Source organism: Psychrobacter sp. ANT_WB68, from assembly GCF_008369115.1.
In the GTDB taxonomy this organism is placed as follows: Bacteria; Pseudomonadota; Gammaproteobacteria; order Pseudomonadales; family Moraxellaceae; genus Psychrobacter.
In genome coordinates this window covers 1-15,787 of the sequence record NZ_VOAZ01000004.1, presented here as the reverse complement: position 1 = coordinate 15,787, position 15,787 = coordinate 1, and the positions used below count along the sequence as shown (strand labels likewise).

Here is a 15,787-nt window from a genome sequence, read left to right as displayed (position 1 = left end):
CTCACCATTTTACTATTATAAAAATAGCTAATGATAAGGTTAAAAACTAGGCTGAAAATAGTGATAGATTTTGGACATTGTAGCTTATCTCATCAGCGCGTCAATAAGTACAGATATCTTTCGAGTCTATATTTTTATGCCAAGACTATAAAGCAAGCTACTGAATCTAATTGAAAAATTACTACTGACTACTATGGTTATTAATCTTCTATGCCATCTTCGGTAAGTTTGAGACGACCAACTTGCTTAGCGCTACACGTACTTTACTTTATTTCCGCTTCGAGCCAACTTTGATTATGCCTATTACAATAGCATCAATAAAAAGTATCGATGAAAGTTATCGATAAATAGTAATGATAAATTTAAAGCAATAAAATCAACTATAAAGTATATTTAGAAAAACTTACACGCTAGCTACAGTTTAATATTGAGTTATTTTTGCAATCTGCTAGTATCAGTAATGTACTCATTAAAACCATTATACTGTCATGGTGATATAATCAATTAGTAGAACAGTTTAGTCTTAGGCTGCTTTGACTTTGTAATGATGCTAAGACAACTGGTAAACAGTAGTTCGAATCACAAACCAAGGAGTCAATTATGGCTAATAAAGAGAAAGTAAAAGATCTCAAAAAAGATATCAAAGATACTAAAGCGAAGATTGAGAAGCAAAAGAAAAAGCTTAAAGATCTTAAAAAAGATGTAAAAAGGGCAAAAAAAGAAAAGCCTGAGAAAAAAGATAAGAATGAAAAGAAAGATAAATAATTTTTCTTTTGAACGTTTCTTTAAGAATATTATCTTTTAGACACGAAAGAGGATAGCACTAGCTATCCTCTTTTTTATTTACTAAAACCTCTGCTAAGCATTGGTATATCGACTGGCCTCTGGCATCCAGCGGTGTATCAATTGGCTTACGTCTGCTTTACGTGTTGGGTCAGCAATAAGATGCCTCGCTAAGCGCTGCGCAATGGCAAATAACTGCTCATCCCGAATAAGGTCCGCCAAATAATAACCGACGTTACCAGTTTGGCGTTTACCTAATAGCTCACCAGGTCCACGCAGCTCTAAATCTTTTTGCGCAATGACAAAACCATCAGTACTTTCGCGCAGGACATTTAAGCGCTCAGTGCCTGTCTCCGACAACGGCTTTTGATATAGCAGTACACAATAGCTTTTGGTCGAACCACGCCCTACTCGCCCGCGCAATTGATGCAATTGCGATAATCCCAAGCGCTCGGCATTTTCGATGACCATGAGTGAAGCATTAGGTACATCAACGCCAACTTCAATGACCGTGGTGGCAATCAACAAGTCAAGGTTACCGGCTTTAAACTCTTGCATGATGGCTTGTTTGTCCGCAGATTTCATTTTGCCATGCACCAAGCCAATGCGAATATCCAAGCGCTCATTTAAATCTTCATAAGTCGCTTCCGCCGCTTGTGCATCAAGGACGCTAGACTCTTCTACCAATGAACATACCCAATACGCTTGCCTGCCTGCCTCACAATTAACCGCAATACGTTCAATCACTTCATCACGGCGGTTACGGTCAATGGTCACTGTAGTAATTGGCGTACGTCCAGGTGGTAACTCATCAATGATAGAGGTATCCATGTCACCATAGACGCTCATCGCTAACGTACGCGGAATCGGGGTTGCGGTCATAATCAGCTGATGCGGCGTGCTATTTGCCACGCCCTTATTAGTCAAGGCCATGCGCTGCTCAACGCCAAAGCGGTGCTGTTCATCGATAATGACCAGTCCTAATTTGGCAAACTGTACTTGCTCCTGAAATAGTGCATGAGTGCCAACCACCACTTGCACGCTGTTCTCGCTTACCGCCTCTAGCGCTTCGCGACGCTGCTTTGCCGTTTGCTTGCCAGCGAGCCAGCCGACACCGACGCCTAGCGGTTCAAACCATTGTTTAAAATTAACCAAATGCTGCTCTGCTAAAATTTCTGTCGGTGCCATGACCGCTACTTGCCAACCGCTATCGAGTGCATAGCCCGCTGCTCCTGCCGCGACTAGGGTTTTGCCTGCGCCAACATCACCTTGTACCAATCGTAGCATCGGAATAGAGGTCGCCATATCAGCCGTTATATCTTTCATGACTCTTTTTTGTGCGCCGGTTAAATCAAATGGTAGCGCACTAAATAATTTATCGGCAAGCGGGCTTTGGGTGGCGCATTTGGGTGCTTTATACTGATGTAATTGCTGACGGCGATATAATAAACTGAGCTGATGCGCGGTCAATTCTTCAATGATTAAACGCTGACAGGCAGGATGGGTGCGGGCACTTAATTGCGTCAGCAGTTGATATTGTCGCCCCGCGTCGGTATAGGTAGGCGGCGTATGCAGCAATACTAAGGCTTCAAATATGGTTAAATTGTAGACATTATTATGAGTCGTGCTTACAGTCTCTGACTTAACTTCATTATTTACACTATTATCGGGCACACTACGCGCGAGCGTTGAAAATATATCGTCTGCATACTCTGTTTCTACAACCAAGGATTTAGCAGGCTCAAAAGGTGCTAATGGTAAATCAGCGACAACGTCAAAGTCAGCAGGCGTGAACAAGGTCATCGGTAAACCTTGAGCACGAACCGTTTGCAGCGCAAGTTTGATTAGCGTGCGCAGCTTATTTTGATGCAAGCCTTTAACGCTAGGATAAATCGGCTGTAATCCCGTATTGACGACGGCCTCATTGCTGCTAATAATTTGATATTCAGGATGATGTATCTGTTTGCCGTAACGACTGACTTTAACTTCACCAAATATTTGCAGCTGTGTGCCAAGACTCATCGTTTGCGCAAGACCTTGATACACCTTAAAAAAACGCAGCGATATCGTGCCAGTATCATCATCTACCACCACTGTCATACCACTACGCTTGGTATCGACATGCACCACCCGCCCGGTAATCAAGGCGGCTTGGCCATGCGCCACATCGGCTATCGATAGCAGTCGGCTACGATCTTCGTAATCGCGCGGCAGATGCAGCAACAAGTCAAAAATACGTTCAATACCCAATTGGGCTAATTGCTCGGCCACTTTTGATCCCACACCCGCCAGCGCCGTCACCGGCATATCGAGCGCCGAAACGGGCATATCAGATCTTATACGGTCTGATGGATTCACTGTCGTGTGCTTAACCGATATGGGCATCAATCATCCTAATGATATAAAGGTAAATACTATCTAATTAACGGTCTTATTTTAAAGTATATGTTTTAAAGTCTGTGCCGACTTATAAAAGTTATAATCATGAATCTGCTATAAAACACTCAGTCATAATGATTATAACGGACAAGCGACTTGCTTATGCTAAGCTATTTAGCAATACGGCGTCTAGCTGATTTCTGCATAAGCTATTAATGATGGGTTTACCACGCAGCCTTTTATTTTACATGATGATTTTTGCTAAGGTTTTTTATGTTTTCACCTGCTAACCATTACCCCTATCGTCATTTATCACGATTATTACGATTCAGCATGCTCAGCATATTAGGACTATTTATTAGCGCGTGTCAGAGTCTGACACCAGTTGCTGAGACAGTCACGCCTATAAACAATCAACCAAAAGTTGCCTTAGTCTTAGGCGGCGGCGGTGCGAAAGGCTTTGCCCATATCGGGGTGATTAAAGCGTTAGAAGAAAATGGTATCACGCCGACGCTAGTAGTCGGCACCAGTGTCGGTAGTCTAGTTGGCAGCTTATATGCCAGTGGTTATAACGCCAAACAGCTTGAACGCTTAGCACTAAACACTTCTGATAGCGAATTGACAGATTTCACCTTATCCAACCAAGGCTTTATCGAAGGTATTAAGTTAAAAAGCTTTATTAATACAAAAGTAAGCGGACGCGCTATAGAGGACTTTCCGATCAGCTTTGCCGCAGTCGCTGCCGAAAAACACACGCTAAAAAAGGCCGTTTTTAGCAGTGGCGATGCGGGTCTTGCGGTGCAAGCCTCCTGTAGTGTGCCCAATATTTTTATTGCCCCGCGCATTCCCGAACAGGTCGGTAAAAAATATATCGATGGCGGTGTGGTCAGCTTAGTACCGGTCGATACCGCACGTGATTTGGGTGCCGATATTATTATCGCCGTTGATGTGACTGCTGCTAACGTTAATAGTTCTACTAACAATAAAGTGCCGACTATCAATTCATTAACCAGTTTTTGGGGCTTTCTTGAGAGCAATATGGTAGCAAATTTTTCTAACGCTACTAATGTTTCTGATACTGGTAAAGCAAGTAGCATTCGTTCTGCATCGATGCGCCGTGAACGTGATAGCGCTGATATTATCATTATCCCAAATGTCAGTCATATTAGCTCGCTAGATACCAGCCAGCGACGCGCTCTAATGACGGCTGGCACACAAGCCACTATGCCGCAAATTGCTGCAATTAAACAACTTATTAAAGAACAATCACTTAAAGAAAAAGCACAGAGTAAATATGCGACTCTTTAGCAGCTCCTTAATTGATAAGTAAACAGCAAGTATAAAAAGCCATCCTGCCAAATCTATATCTTCTTATATATACTTTAAAAAATCGATGATAAAAAAGCACCGCAGCGTTAACTGTGGTGCTTTTTTAATCCAGCAAATTTAAAGAATTAACTTATTTAACGCGTGCACGATATTTCACTACCACCGTATCATTAAGGCCAACGCCTTCTAAATCCCAACGTACCGCTTTATAGAATTTTAATGGGATTTCTTGCAGTTGATTATCAACCTTGCCACGTAATGGCATACGGGCAAAAGTATTGCCATCGGCACTGCCGTATGGAAAATCAGGTGATACCGCACGTAGCAATTCTACTTGCTCTGGAATACTCATGGTGACCGTCATTTTACGAACACGATCGGCATTGGTATTGGTAAAATATCCTTGATACTCTAAGACGTTACCTGACTGCAAACGCGTATTGGCATTAACTGGCACCAACAGTTCCTGACCATTTGCATCAACACTAATCAGTGACGCGGTGATTTTGCTATTGACCGCTTGCGCATTTGAGCCACTACCTTGGTTGGCATTCGCCTGCAATACCAATGAATTATCAACGGCTTGCTCTGGCGTTGGCAACATCGCTGATGCTTGTGTCACTGCCATTACGCCAACGAGCGTACCGGCGACAACATGAAATAAGCGGTGTCCGCTCCATGCACTGAACGGGTTTGCAAAATGGTTACTTTTCTTCATGACATTCATTATCCCTAGTTAATGTATCGATAAAACAATCTTTTAACAAAATCATATATTCATAAAAACACGTCAATAAAATATAGAACAACTGATACAACCAAACGGTTTTTAAAAGTATTTGCTGCTAAGCAAGCAGCTATCCTATTGCTCAAACGGTTATGTTATTGCTTAAGTAGCATCATATATCGTCACGGTTGTTACTGTGAAATTTTTGCCGTTGTTATTTTTATCAATTATCTGCGTAAGCTATCGGTAAAGCAATAGCACTTAGCATAACAAAAAGCGTTTAGTGGTACACTAATCCCGTGTTGAGGTTGTGTATATCATCCATTTACTACCAAAATTCGTTAACACGGCTGAAATAAAAGATAGCTCATAACGACGTTTTTTGCTATGGTAATTCATTAGCGACAGGCTTTTTCTGTCACGCTCCTTTTCTTATTCTAACGACTATTGCTCCCATTATGACTACTAGCGCCATGCCACAGATTAATCCTGAATACGTTCATTGGTTCCGTAACTCTGCCCCTTACATTAATACCCATCGCGGTAAGACTTTCGTGATTATGTTTGGCGGTGAGGCGGTTAATCATCCCAATTTCAGTACGCTGATTCATGACTTTGCTTTATTGCATAGCTTGGGTATCAAGCTGGTATTAGTGCACGGAGCACGACCGCAAATCGAAAAAAACCTTAAAGACGCAGAGATTACCTCGCCATTGCATCAAGACATCCGCGTGACCCCGCGCGCCGCAATGCCTTCTATCTTACAAGCGGTTGGCGCGATTCGTTTGCAAATCGAAGCCCAGTTGTCGATGGGATTGGCAAACTCACCCATGTATGGTTCGCGCATTGATGCGGTCTCGGGTAATTTTGTCACCGCTCGTCCTTATGGTATTCGTGATGGCGTTGATTATCAGATGACAGGTGAAGTGCGCTCTATCGATGTTGAAGCCATTAAAAACAACCTTTTACATGACCATATCGTAATTTTAGGTTCTATGGGTTACTCAGCAACTGGTGAAGTGTTTAACTTATTGGCTGAAGATGTCGCCCTCAGTGCCGCTGTGGCGCTTGGTGCCGATAAGCTGATATTTTTGGGCGAAGAAGCCGGTATCAATCATGATAACCGCTTGCTGCGTGAGATGATTCCAAATGAAGTCGATCGCTTCTTACGGGATCGTGATTTAAATTGTGAGATTAATTACTTCTTAAGCTGCGCCAGTACTGCTTGCCGCCAAGGGGTTCATCGCACCCATATCATCTCATATGCCAAAGATGGGGCGCTACTCGAAGAGCTATTTACCCGCGATGGTTCTGGCACTTTGATTAGTCATGACCCTTATGAAGAGATTCGCCGCGCCAATATCGACGATGTGGTCGGGCTGATTGAGCTATTATCACCGCTAGAAGAACAAGGTATCTTGGTCAGCCGCTCACGCGAGCGCTTAGAACAAGAGATTGATCACTATAGCGTCATTGAGCGTGATGGCATGATTTTAGGCTGTGCTGCGCTATATCCGTTAGATGCGGATTCGGCAGAAGTGGCTTGTGTGGCGGTACATCCTGAATACCGTAGCGGCAGCCGCGGTGCTGACTTATTGGCATTTTTAGAGCAGCAAGCACGCAGCCATGGTTTGCATAAGTTATTTGTTCTGACCACTCGTACCGCGCATTGGTTTGTCGAGCAAGGTTTTGCTGAAGTTGAGGCGAGCGCTCTTCCTGAAGCGCGCCGTGAGAAATATAATAACGGTCGTAACTCTAAAGTATTCCAAAAGACTTTATAATTTAAAAAAACCGATAAGCCACGCGTCAGTGAGTTAGCCATTCATCAATCAATTGATAATTAACCATTAACTACCACGCAGCAAAAAGCCCTCATAATGTATGAGGGCTTTTTTATTTTTCCTAATTGCTATTGATTAAAAGACCAATAACGCCTTATTTTACTTTTAATAGCTCAACGGTAAAGATAAGCGTGCTGTTTGGCTCGATACCTGCGTTACCTGCCTCGCCATAAGCGATATCTGATGGGATGTAGAACTCGTATTTGCCGCCCTCTTTCATCAACTGTAGGCCTTCAGTCCAGCCAGCAATGACTTGGTTTAGTGGGAATTCGATTGGTTCACCGCGCTCATAAGAGCTATCAAATACCGTACCATCAATCAATTTACCTTCGTAGTTGACTTCAACCACGTCAGTGGCTTTTGGTGATTTGCCCGTTCCAGCGGTTAATACTTTGTATTGTAAGCCAGAAGCGGTGGTTTTCACGCCTGCTTTTTTGCCATTTTCTGCTAAGAATGCCGCACCTTTGGTTTTATTTTCTCCAGCCTTTGTTTCCATATCTTTAACAAATTTCTCTTCTTGCTCTTTTTGATAGGTCATCAATACTTCTTGCATTTGTTCTTGCGTCAATGCTGCATCTTTGCCTTCATAGCCGTCACGGAAGCCTTTTTCAAAGGTATCAAGATTCAGATCGCCGACCGCTTCTTTATTACCTTCTGCCATCATATAACCCAAGCTGTAACCCACTTTTTCATTAGCAGGGCTTTTTTCAGTCACTGAAACGCTTTTGCTGGCGCTTTCTTTATTACCATTGCTAGCGTTACAGCCGGTGATTAATAACATCGCACTAGCAAGGGCACTAATGCTTAAGGTAGTAATTTTTTTCATAGAATACTCTCAAATTATAAGGATAGTGGCAAGATGTCACATTCTTCTATCATAACAAATCTTAGTTTTGGGAGCTATGATTCCCTTGAAATTATCGGTCAAATGTACAGTCTATGTTAATATTTGCCACAAAAATAACAACTTATCACACAACTATAGTAAGTAGTTAAGCTTTCTATCTTTAAATCCATCATTACATCAGCTAAGCTAAATTGGTTAAGGTATGAAGTAACAGAACGTAGATATTGTTAACAATCAGTATAAGTTATTGACTGTTATGTGTTTAGAAGCGCTTTTTAAATAATTTAAATTAAAAATACTAATAATTGGCTATGTGTTTTCTGCAAATAGTACTGTTTATATTCAATAACATGCATTATTTGACAGCTGATACATGAATATTCAAGGAGGACAGGATGAATCCAATGTATACATCGTTCAACGGTTATCTGGGTGGCCCTATTGGCTCCATCATCGGCGCTATTCTAATTTTCATCATTGGCTGGCTCGTGGCATTGGGTATCGCTGCCCTTGTACGTGGTGTGTTATCGAAGGTAAATCTCAACCAGCAGATGAGTTCTTCCACTGGTAAAAGCTACGATTTAGAGGGTATTATCTCAAAAATCGTTTTTTGGTTTATTTTCATCATCGCCATCGCTGGCGCGCTCAGTCAACTAAATCTAAATTCTATTTCAACCCCATTTGCTAACATGGTCAATCAAGTCTTGACCTTTATACCTAATATCATTGCTGCGATTGCAGTTGGTGTGATTGGTTGGGTGATTGCCACCGTTGTTCGTACGGCGATTAACGCGGCGCTAGCAAAAACCTCGATGGATGAGCGTTTAAGTGCCAAAGCTGGTGTTAAACCATTGAGCAGTACCATTGCTGATATGGTTTACTGGTTTATCTTATTGATTGTATTGACTATGGTACTTGGTCAGCTACAGCTTAATGGTTTATTTGCACCATTGACCAATATGGTTGATAAAATCTTCAGCTTTATTCCTAATATTCTCATCGCTGGTGTGGTCTTTGTGGTGGGTTATATCATCGCCAAAGTCGTACGCGGCATTGTGACCAATTTGGTTTCTACTTTTGATGTGCAAAAACTGGCGTCAAAAGCAGGTTTAAGCGAGCAGAACAGCTTACCTAATATTGCTGGTTCACTAGCATTTTTAGTGGTTATTATCCCAACGATTATCGCTGCTTTAAATGCTCTGCAAATCGATGTAATTGCTCGCCCTGCTACCAACATGCTCAACAAAATCATGGAAGCCTTGCCAAACATCTTTATGGCAGCTGCGATTTTAATCGTGACCTTCTATGTGGTACGTATGGTCGCCAACATCATCAAAGGGCTACTTGAAAACACTCAAGTCAATCAACTGCCTGCGAAAGTTGGTTTAGAACAGACGATGGGCGATAAGAAAATCTCTGACCTAGTCGGTTATGCGATTATCTTCTTTGCGATGTTGTTTGCTGCTATCGCTGCCGCTGATTTACTAGGTTTTGAGCCTATCTCGGCCATCATCACGATGTTTATCGCTTTTGGTGCCAACATCATCCTAGGTGCAGTTATTCTATTTATTGGCTTTTGGCTTGCCAATATCATCGCGGGTGTCGTTGAGCGTTCGGAGCAAGGTTCACAGTTCTTAGCAAATATCGTGCGTGTATTGATCATGGGCTTAGTACTAGCCATGGGTCTTAAAGCGATGGGCATTGCGGATTCTATTGTTAACTTAGCCTTTGGTTTAACCCTAGGTGCGGTTGCGGTGGCATTTGCCCTATCATTTGGTCTTGGTGGTCAAGAAGCAGCAGCTCGTTTCCTACGCAAGATGCAGGATAAAATGGATAGAGAACGTGATGAAGCAAAAGTGAAGTCTGCTTTGAAACCTAACACGTCAACTCAAGATAAATTCGCGGCAGCAGTTCGTGAGAATACACCAAATGCAGCTAGCAACACGATGCCTGCATCAACAGTATCAACAACCCCTGCCACTACAACACCAAATAATAACTTAAGTTCACAAACTAGTGCGCCTAGTCATTTAGGTTCAAGCAGCGACTTGGGTACAGACAATCATTTAGGGTCTGACACGGTTGATATTAATCATATTGAAACGGATGATAATAATATCAACAATAGCGGTTTCACTACCAATAAAGACAACGATAACCTGAAATAATTTATCAGGTGGTAGTGCATAGTTATTAGTTTCATTTACAAAAAAAGACAGCTTAGGCTGTCTTTTTTTATGGTTGCTGATTAAGTATTTTATTTGAAGTTTTGCTATTCAAACTTCCTATATTTAAATTCGTCATTGCATGCTGAAATAACAATCTTTAAGCCTATTCCTACTAGCTAATCAACGTACTGACTTCCTTGTCGTTTTATTTCTAGCTCTGCTGCTGTAAGCATTGTATTTGCTTGCTAAGCTGCCCACCATCACTCATATCTATAGTTAAATCTTCCATAAAATAACGGGCAGGAAAACCATGTTTTAGGCGCTTGAATATTAGGTAGTACCATCTATAACGCATCGGGCTGCAAACAGCAGGCTAACTCATCGCCGAGATTGTGTTTATTAGGAATTATAGTAGTCGAATTGGATACAGTCCCAACCTTTTAATATCAAATACATATGACAGCGCATGCCTTGTGATTGATACACAGTATGCTAGTGTAATCTCCGTTGGCATAGCTTTTATGCAAGAGATTAAACAATATAAACGCAATTATACACGGTCGCTTTCATAGCAATGAGTTGTTATGATGTCATAAAAGCCATCACATTCGCGCTAGCGTATAAAACATTCTAGCGCAGGTTTAACAAGCTTCTCTATATAATGACACTCATATGATAACAAGGACTGAACATCATGAAACGCTTTAAAGAAAAAACCGTTATCGTCACCGGTGCGGGCTCAGGTATTGGCCGCGCGACCGCCATTCGCTTTGCAAACGAAGGCGCTAACGTTGTTTTAGTCGGACGTACCGCTGACACCTTACAGGAAACCGCTGAAGCGTTTCCGCAGGATCGAACTTGGATTCATACCGATAATTTTTTGACCGTCGTTTGTGACATCAGCGTAGAAGCTCAAGTACAAGAAATGATGAAAAGAGTCATCGACAAGTTTGAGAGGATAGACGTTTTGGTAAATAATGCCGGTAAAGCCATGCAAGGAAAAATCACTGAGCTGTCTTCTGAAGACTGGAAGTCGGCCATCGATATGAACTTAAATGGCACTTTTTATGTCTGTCAGGCTGCTATGCCACATTTGATTACGACCAAAGGCAATATCATCAATGTCTCGTCGCTATCTGGAATCGGTGGTGACTGGAATATGGCCGCATACAATGCTGCTAAAGCTGGCGTTACTAATCTAACGCGTACACTGGCCTTAGATCATGGGGCTGACGGCGTGCGCGTCAACGCCGTTAACCCAAGTGTTACTAAGACCGATATGACCAGTGCCATTCAAGATGACACTAGTAAAACCGATAAGTTTTTAGATCGCTGCCCGCTCGGACGTCTTGCAACGCCAGAGGATATTGCTGCCGCCATTACTTTTTTAGCCAGCGATGACGCCTCGATGATTACTGGTGTTAACTTGCCAGTTGATGGCGGTGTCAGCGCATCAAACGGTCAGCCACATTTCTAAGCAATAATCTGACTCGAATATTTTCGAGTTAACATTAAAAGAAGCCCTTGATATTTTGATATCAAGGGCTTCTTTAATTGTGATAAAGGTTTAATAACAAAGCTAAAACCTTTAATCAATGGAATTATTAATATCCTGTAGCGGTTGCGATAAGCGCTCCGGATGTCTTGGCATCACCCCTTGATATTGTGCATATATTTTCGGCAGATCAGCATCAATATCACCGCTTGGATAAACCAACGACATAAAACGTATTTCCTTGGTTTTATAATCCATCGCTACCGGCAAAATCGGCACACCAGCGCCTACTGCCAAATAATAAAAGCCAGATTTCCAATCTTTGGTATATTGCCGCGTACCTTCTGGCGCTAATCCCAAAAATAGCGGCTTACCTGTTTTGAATTTATCGATACTGGCTTGCAGCACTGAGCCTTTATTGCTGCGATCGATAGGAATAACTCCTATCCAATGCATCAATTGTGCGACTCCTGGTATTTTAAATAACGTGTGCTTGCCCATGATGCTAATTTTTAAATCTAGGGCAAATAAGCTCGGAATCGCATAAATACCATCGACGTTAGAGGTGTGCGGCAGCGCCAATACCACCGCCTGTGGGATATTTGGAATTTCGCCAACCGTACGCCAACCAGCGGCTTTTAATAACGCCGACCCGATAATTGGCGCGACTTTATTCCCACGCCTTGGGACCAAATTACCCAATTTCTTTTTGCTCAATGTCGGTAATACTTTCGAGCGCATAGGCTTAGAAGCGTTTGATTTAGAACGATTAAATAGCTTTGATGTCATAACGGCACCATGTAATAAAAGATAGCTACATAATAACATTAAGCTTGTGCCACTTAGCTGAATTTTACAGGCTTTTATTACGTGATAGCTTACTCAATTATTTACATATATGACTCTATATAAATAAAGCCTGCAAAAATAACACCATTACGGCTTCTCTCCTACCGCCTTAGGGAATATCTGCTAAGTTTCCTTTGTTCTCAAGCCAAGATTTGCGATCTGCCGCGCGTTTTTTGGCCAATAGCATATCCATCACACTGTTAGTAAGCACCATATCATCCATATCTAGCTGAACTAAACGCCGAGTGTCTCGGTTCATGGTTGTCTCACGCAATTGCTCCGCACTCATTTCACCCAAGCCCTTAAAGCGCGTGATTTGGGCTTTCTTATTGCCTGGCACATTGGCCAAAATATGTGCAAGCTCGGGCTCATCGAGCGCATAATGCACCTCTTTACCCACATCAACACGGTATAAAGGCGGCATTGCCACAAATAAATGACCGGCATCAACCAAGGCAGGAAAATGCTTCACAAACAGTGCGCAAATTAATGTCGCAATATGCAGACCATCAGAGTCTGCATCTGCCAAGATACACACCTTATCATAGCGCAGCTCAGACAAATCATCTGAAGCAGGATCGACACCGATAGCGATGGCGATATCATGAATTTCCTGACTCGATAACACCGTATCTGACGATACTTCCCAGGTATTTAGAATCTTACCGCGCAAAGGCAATATCGCCTGATAATGACGGTCGCGTGCTTGTTTGGCACTACCACCCGCAGAATCGCCTTCTACCAAGAATAGCTCTGCGCCATCACGTAAATCCCCACGACAATCCGCTAACTTACCCGGTAACGCAGGCCCTTGAGTGATTTTCTTACGCGCAACCTTCTTTGCAGATTTAAGACGGCGGCCCGCTTTATTAATGGCCAGCTCTGCAATTTGTGCACCCATATCCGCATGCTGGTTTAACCACAAGCTAAAAGCATCTTTTGCCAAAGTTTGTACCGCCGCCGCTGCCTCACGACTTGATAAACGCTCTTTGGTTTGACCGGAAAACTGAGGCTCAGAAAATTTAAGCGACAAGATATAATTGACCCCATCCCATACATCTTCTGCGGTCAGCTTAACACTGCGCGGCAATAAGTTATGAATATCACAAAACTCGCGTAGTGCCTCTAAAATACCGGTACGCAAGCCATTAACGTGGGTACCGCCTTGAGCAGTCGGGATAAGATTGACATAGCTTTCTTGAATAGGCGTACCGCCATCAGGCAGCCAAGAAAGTGCAAAGGTGATACCTGCACGCTCACCCGTTTTCGCATCGTGATTATAATAGAACGGTGCTTCAGGTAGAGTTTCAAGACCATCTAACTGCTCGTTTAAGTATTCAACGACACCATCAGCGAACTGCCAAATGACTTTTTCATTATTAATATCATCAACAAACTCAATCGTCAGTCCTGCGGCCAAAACCGCTTTGGCTTTTAGATTGTGCTTAAGCTGTTTAACGTTAAATTTCGGCGTATCAAAAAAGCTGCCATCAGCCCAAAAGTGTACTTTGGTACCGCGCTTACGTTTATTTGAGCTAACAGTTTCGGTTAAAGGTGTGACTGCGGCGCCATTCTCGAACGCCATTTCGAACTGTGTACTATCACGCCATACGGTCACTTCTACTCGCGTTGATAGCGCATTAACGACAGAGATACCCACGCCGTGTAAACCACCTGAAACCTCATAATTGGAGGTCGAAAATTTACCACCGGCATGTAAGCGGGTTAAAATTAGCTCAATACCTGTTTGACCGAACTCAGGGTGAATATCGGTTGGCATACCGCGGCCATCATCTTCAACTGATAGCGACCCATCACTGTGCAATTGGACTTTAATCGTTTTAGCATAACCAGCCAACGCTTCATCAACTGAGTTATCAATGACCTCTTGGGCTAAATGGTTAGGGCGAGTGGTATCGGTATACATCCCAGGACGGCGACGTACTGGCTCAAGTCCTTCTAAAACTTCTAACGATTGCGCATTATATTGACTCACAAATGCATCCTTAACTATTCATGTGCGATTGATTCTATTAAAGCATTATAACGAAAAATAGCGACGGTAACGGTAATAGTCAGTCGCTCACGTCAGATAATGTCGTCTCTTTCTAGGCGAAATTCTATATCGGCTTCTATATCAGGTTTATTAACATTTAAATTAACTGCTGTAGCATATCAATCACCATAGGCAATTGCTCACCAAAATCACTAAACCGATGGTCGCCACCCGCTTGTACCGTTACCGTCGCTCCCTGCTCCGTATAAAACTGTTCAGACAACTTTGGATTTAACAGCTCATCGCCTTCTTTGATTAACACAGAAACCTTATCAGGGCAATTAACTTCTAATAACTGATGCGCTTCAAACCATTGCAAATCTGCATTAGTAATATTCCAACCGCCCGCTGTCGAGTAAATAACTTGATTACTCAAATACTCATCTTTGACAGCATTTTTTAACGCCAAATTCTTAGCAAATCGCTGTAGGGTAACATGTGGCTGCGTGCTAGGGTTTAATAGTAGAGCTGGGCAGCAAATATGGTTACTAACTAACGTAGAAAAATAACCACCTAATGAACTGCCGACCAACACCGTTTTTGACAATTTAAACGGTTCATCTTCAACATTTTTATTATTGTTCAAGTTTTTGATTAACGACAATATCTGACTAAAGACTTCATCTGGTGTTTTGTTCAAGTCAGGGCGCACTACATTGATATCAGAATGATATTGGCGGCAATAATCCTCTAACAACCTTCCTTTAGTAGAGTTAGCATCACTGTCTAGCCCATGAATATAAATAATGTTCACGTATAATCTCACTTATTAATTTTGTTATGATTGCTGTATATGGATAATAAAATTCAGCATAGCATTGAGTCAATAAAAACAGTAACAATAAAACCGCGCATGATTATTCAGCGTTTACGACATAATAGTGTTTTACAATGAGCTTACGCACGTTGAAAGAATAACAAAAATAGCGATGGAGCCGCCATGAACCAGCAGTTCGAACTGTTTGAGATTGCCAATCCATGCATTGGTGTGTGTCAGAGCAATAAAAAAGGCTACTGCTTTGGCTGCTTGCGTAGTCGACCTGAGCGTCAATTATGGCATGAGATGACGACAGAGCAGCGCCGTGAGGTGTTACGGCTAGTCTCTGGACGTAAGCTGCGTATTGAACAGATGAGACAGCGTAAAGGTGAGCAGTTAGGCTTCGATTTTGAAGAAGTAGTAGAGACGGATGAATTGTTTTAAGAGATAAATATTATGATATAAAGCTCACCAAGCTCAAATAAGAGAGTTTGCCCTTAAAACCCAAATCCGCAGACAAAGAAAACCCCCTTACACAAAGTGCAAGGGGGTTTAG

At 42.4% G+C, this 15,787-nt stretch carries 12 protein-coding genes; 6 read left to right on the top strand and 6 right to left on the bottom strand.

The window, feature by feature from the left end; genetic code table 11:
* Window positions 1-600: 600 nt before the first annotated feature.
* Window positions 601-765 carry a hypothetical protein gene (locus FQ084_RS13275; RefSeq protein ID WP_188032957.1) on the top strand — a complete coding sequence of 55 codons (165 nt, stop codon included), beginning with the start codon at window positions 601-603 and terminating at the stop codon, window positions 763-765.
* 93 nt (window positions 766-858) lie between these two features.
* Here the strand turns inward: FQ084_RS13275 and recG are convergent, their stop codons facing one another.
* Window positions 859-3,168: an ATP-dependent DNA helicase RecG gene (gene recG, locus FQ084_RS11200; protein WP_262880753.1), complete on the bottom strand. Its 2,310-nt coding sequence runs from the start codon at window positions 3,166-3,168 to the stop codon at window positions 859-861.
* Window positions 3,169-3,495: 327 nt separating this feature from the next.
* On the opposite strand from recG, the gene FQ084_RS11195 reads away from it, so the two are divergent.
* A complete protein-coding gene (locus FQ084_RS11195) occupies window positions 3,496-4,470 on the top strand; it encodes a patatin-like phospholipase family protein (protein ID WP_262880752.1) in 975 nt (324 codons plus the stop codon).
* A gap of 151 nt (window positions 4,471-4,621) precedes the next feature.
* On the opposite strand, the gene FQ084_RS11190 is transcribed toward FQ084_RS11195, so the two are convergent.
* Entirely contained in the window at window positions 4,622-5,209 is a 588-nt protein-coding gene (locus FQ084_RS11190) for a hypothetical protein (RefSeq protein ID WP_149490729.1), read from the bottom strand.
* Window positions 5,210-5,676: 467 nt separating this feature from the next.
* On the opposite strand from FQ084_RS11190, the gene argA reads away from it, so the two are divergent.
* A complete protein-coding gene (gene argA / locus FQ084_RS11185; protein ID WP_149490728.1) occupies window positions 5,677-6,999 on the top strand; it encodes an amino-acid N-acetyltransferase in 1,323 nt (440 codons plus the stop codon).
* 154 nt (window positions 7,000-7,153) lie between these two features.
* Here the strand turns inward: argA and FQ084_RS11180 are convergent, their stop codons facing one another.
* Window positions 7,154-7,885, bottom strand: coding sequence for an FKBP-type peptidyl-prolyl cis-trans isomerase (locus FQ084_RS11180; protein ID WP_149490727.1), 732 nt, complete (start codon window positions 7,883-7,885; stop codon window positions 7,154-7,156).
* A gap of 416 nt (window positions 7,886-8,301) precedes the next feature.
* On the opposite strand from FQ084_RS11180, the gene FQ084_RS11175 reads away from it, so the two are divergent.
* Window positions 8,302-10,074, top strand: coding sequence for a mechanosensitive ion channel (locus FQ084_RS11175; protein WP_149490726.1), 1,773 nt, complete (start codon window positions 8,302-8,304; stop codon window positions 10,072-10,074).
* Between the two features lie 694 nt (window positions 10,075-10,768).
* A complete protein-coding gene (locus FQ084_RS11170; protein ID WP_149490725.1) occupies window positions 10,769-11,551 on the top strand; it encodes an SDR family NAD(P)-dependent oxidoreductase in 783 nt (260 codons plus the stop codon).
* Between the two features lie 111 nt (window positions 11,552-11,662).
* On the opposite strand, the gene FQ084_RS11165 is transcribed toward FQ084_RS11170, so the two are convergent.
* From FQ084_RS11165 to FQ084_RS11155, 3 genes are all read right to left on the bottom strand, one after another.
* On the bottom strand, window positions 11,663-12,358 hold the full coding sequence (locus FQ084_RS11165) for a lysophospholipid acyltransferase family protein (protein ID WP_262880751.1): 696 nt from the start codon (window positions 12,356-12,358) through the stop codon (window positions 11,663-11,665).
* A 169-nt stretch (window positions 12,359-12,527) separates the two neighbouring features.
* The gene (gene parE / locus FQ084_RS11160) at window positions 12,528-14,414 is read right to left on the bottom strand and encodes a DNA topoisomerase IV subunit B (RefSeq protein WP_149490723.1); all 1,887 of its coding nucleotides are present in this window, start codon (window positions 14,412-14,414) and stop codon (window positions 12,528-12,530) included.
* Window positions 14,415-14,571: 157 nt separating this feature from the next.
* Entirely contained in the window at window positions 14,572-15,228 is a 657-nt protein-coding gene (locus FQ084_RS11155; protein WP_149490722.1) for a YqiA/YcfP family alpha/beta fold hydrolase, read from the bottom strand.
* 186 nt (window positions 15,229-15,414) lie between these two features.
* Here FQ084_RS11155 and FQ084_RS11150 point away from each other — a divergent pair, with 186 nt between their 5' ends.
* Window positions 15,415-15,675, top strand: coding sequence for a DUF1289 domain-containing protein (locus FQ084_RS11150; RefSeq protein WP_149490721.1), 261 nt, complete (start codon window positions 15,415-15,417; stop codon window positions 15,673-15,675).
* Window positions 15,676-15,787: the final 112 nt, after the last annotated feature.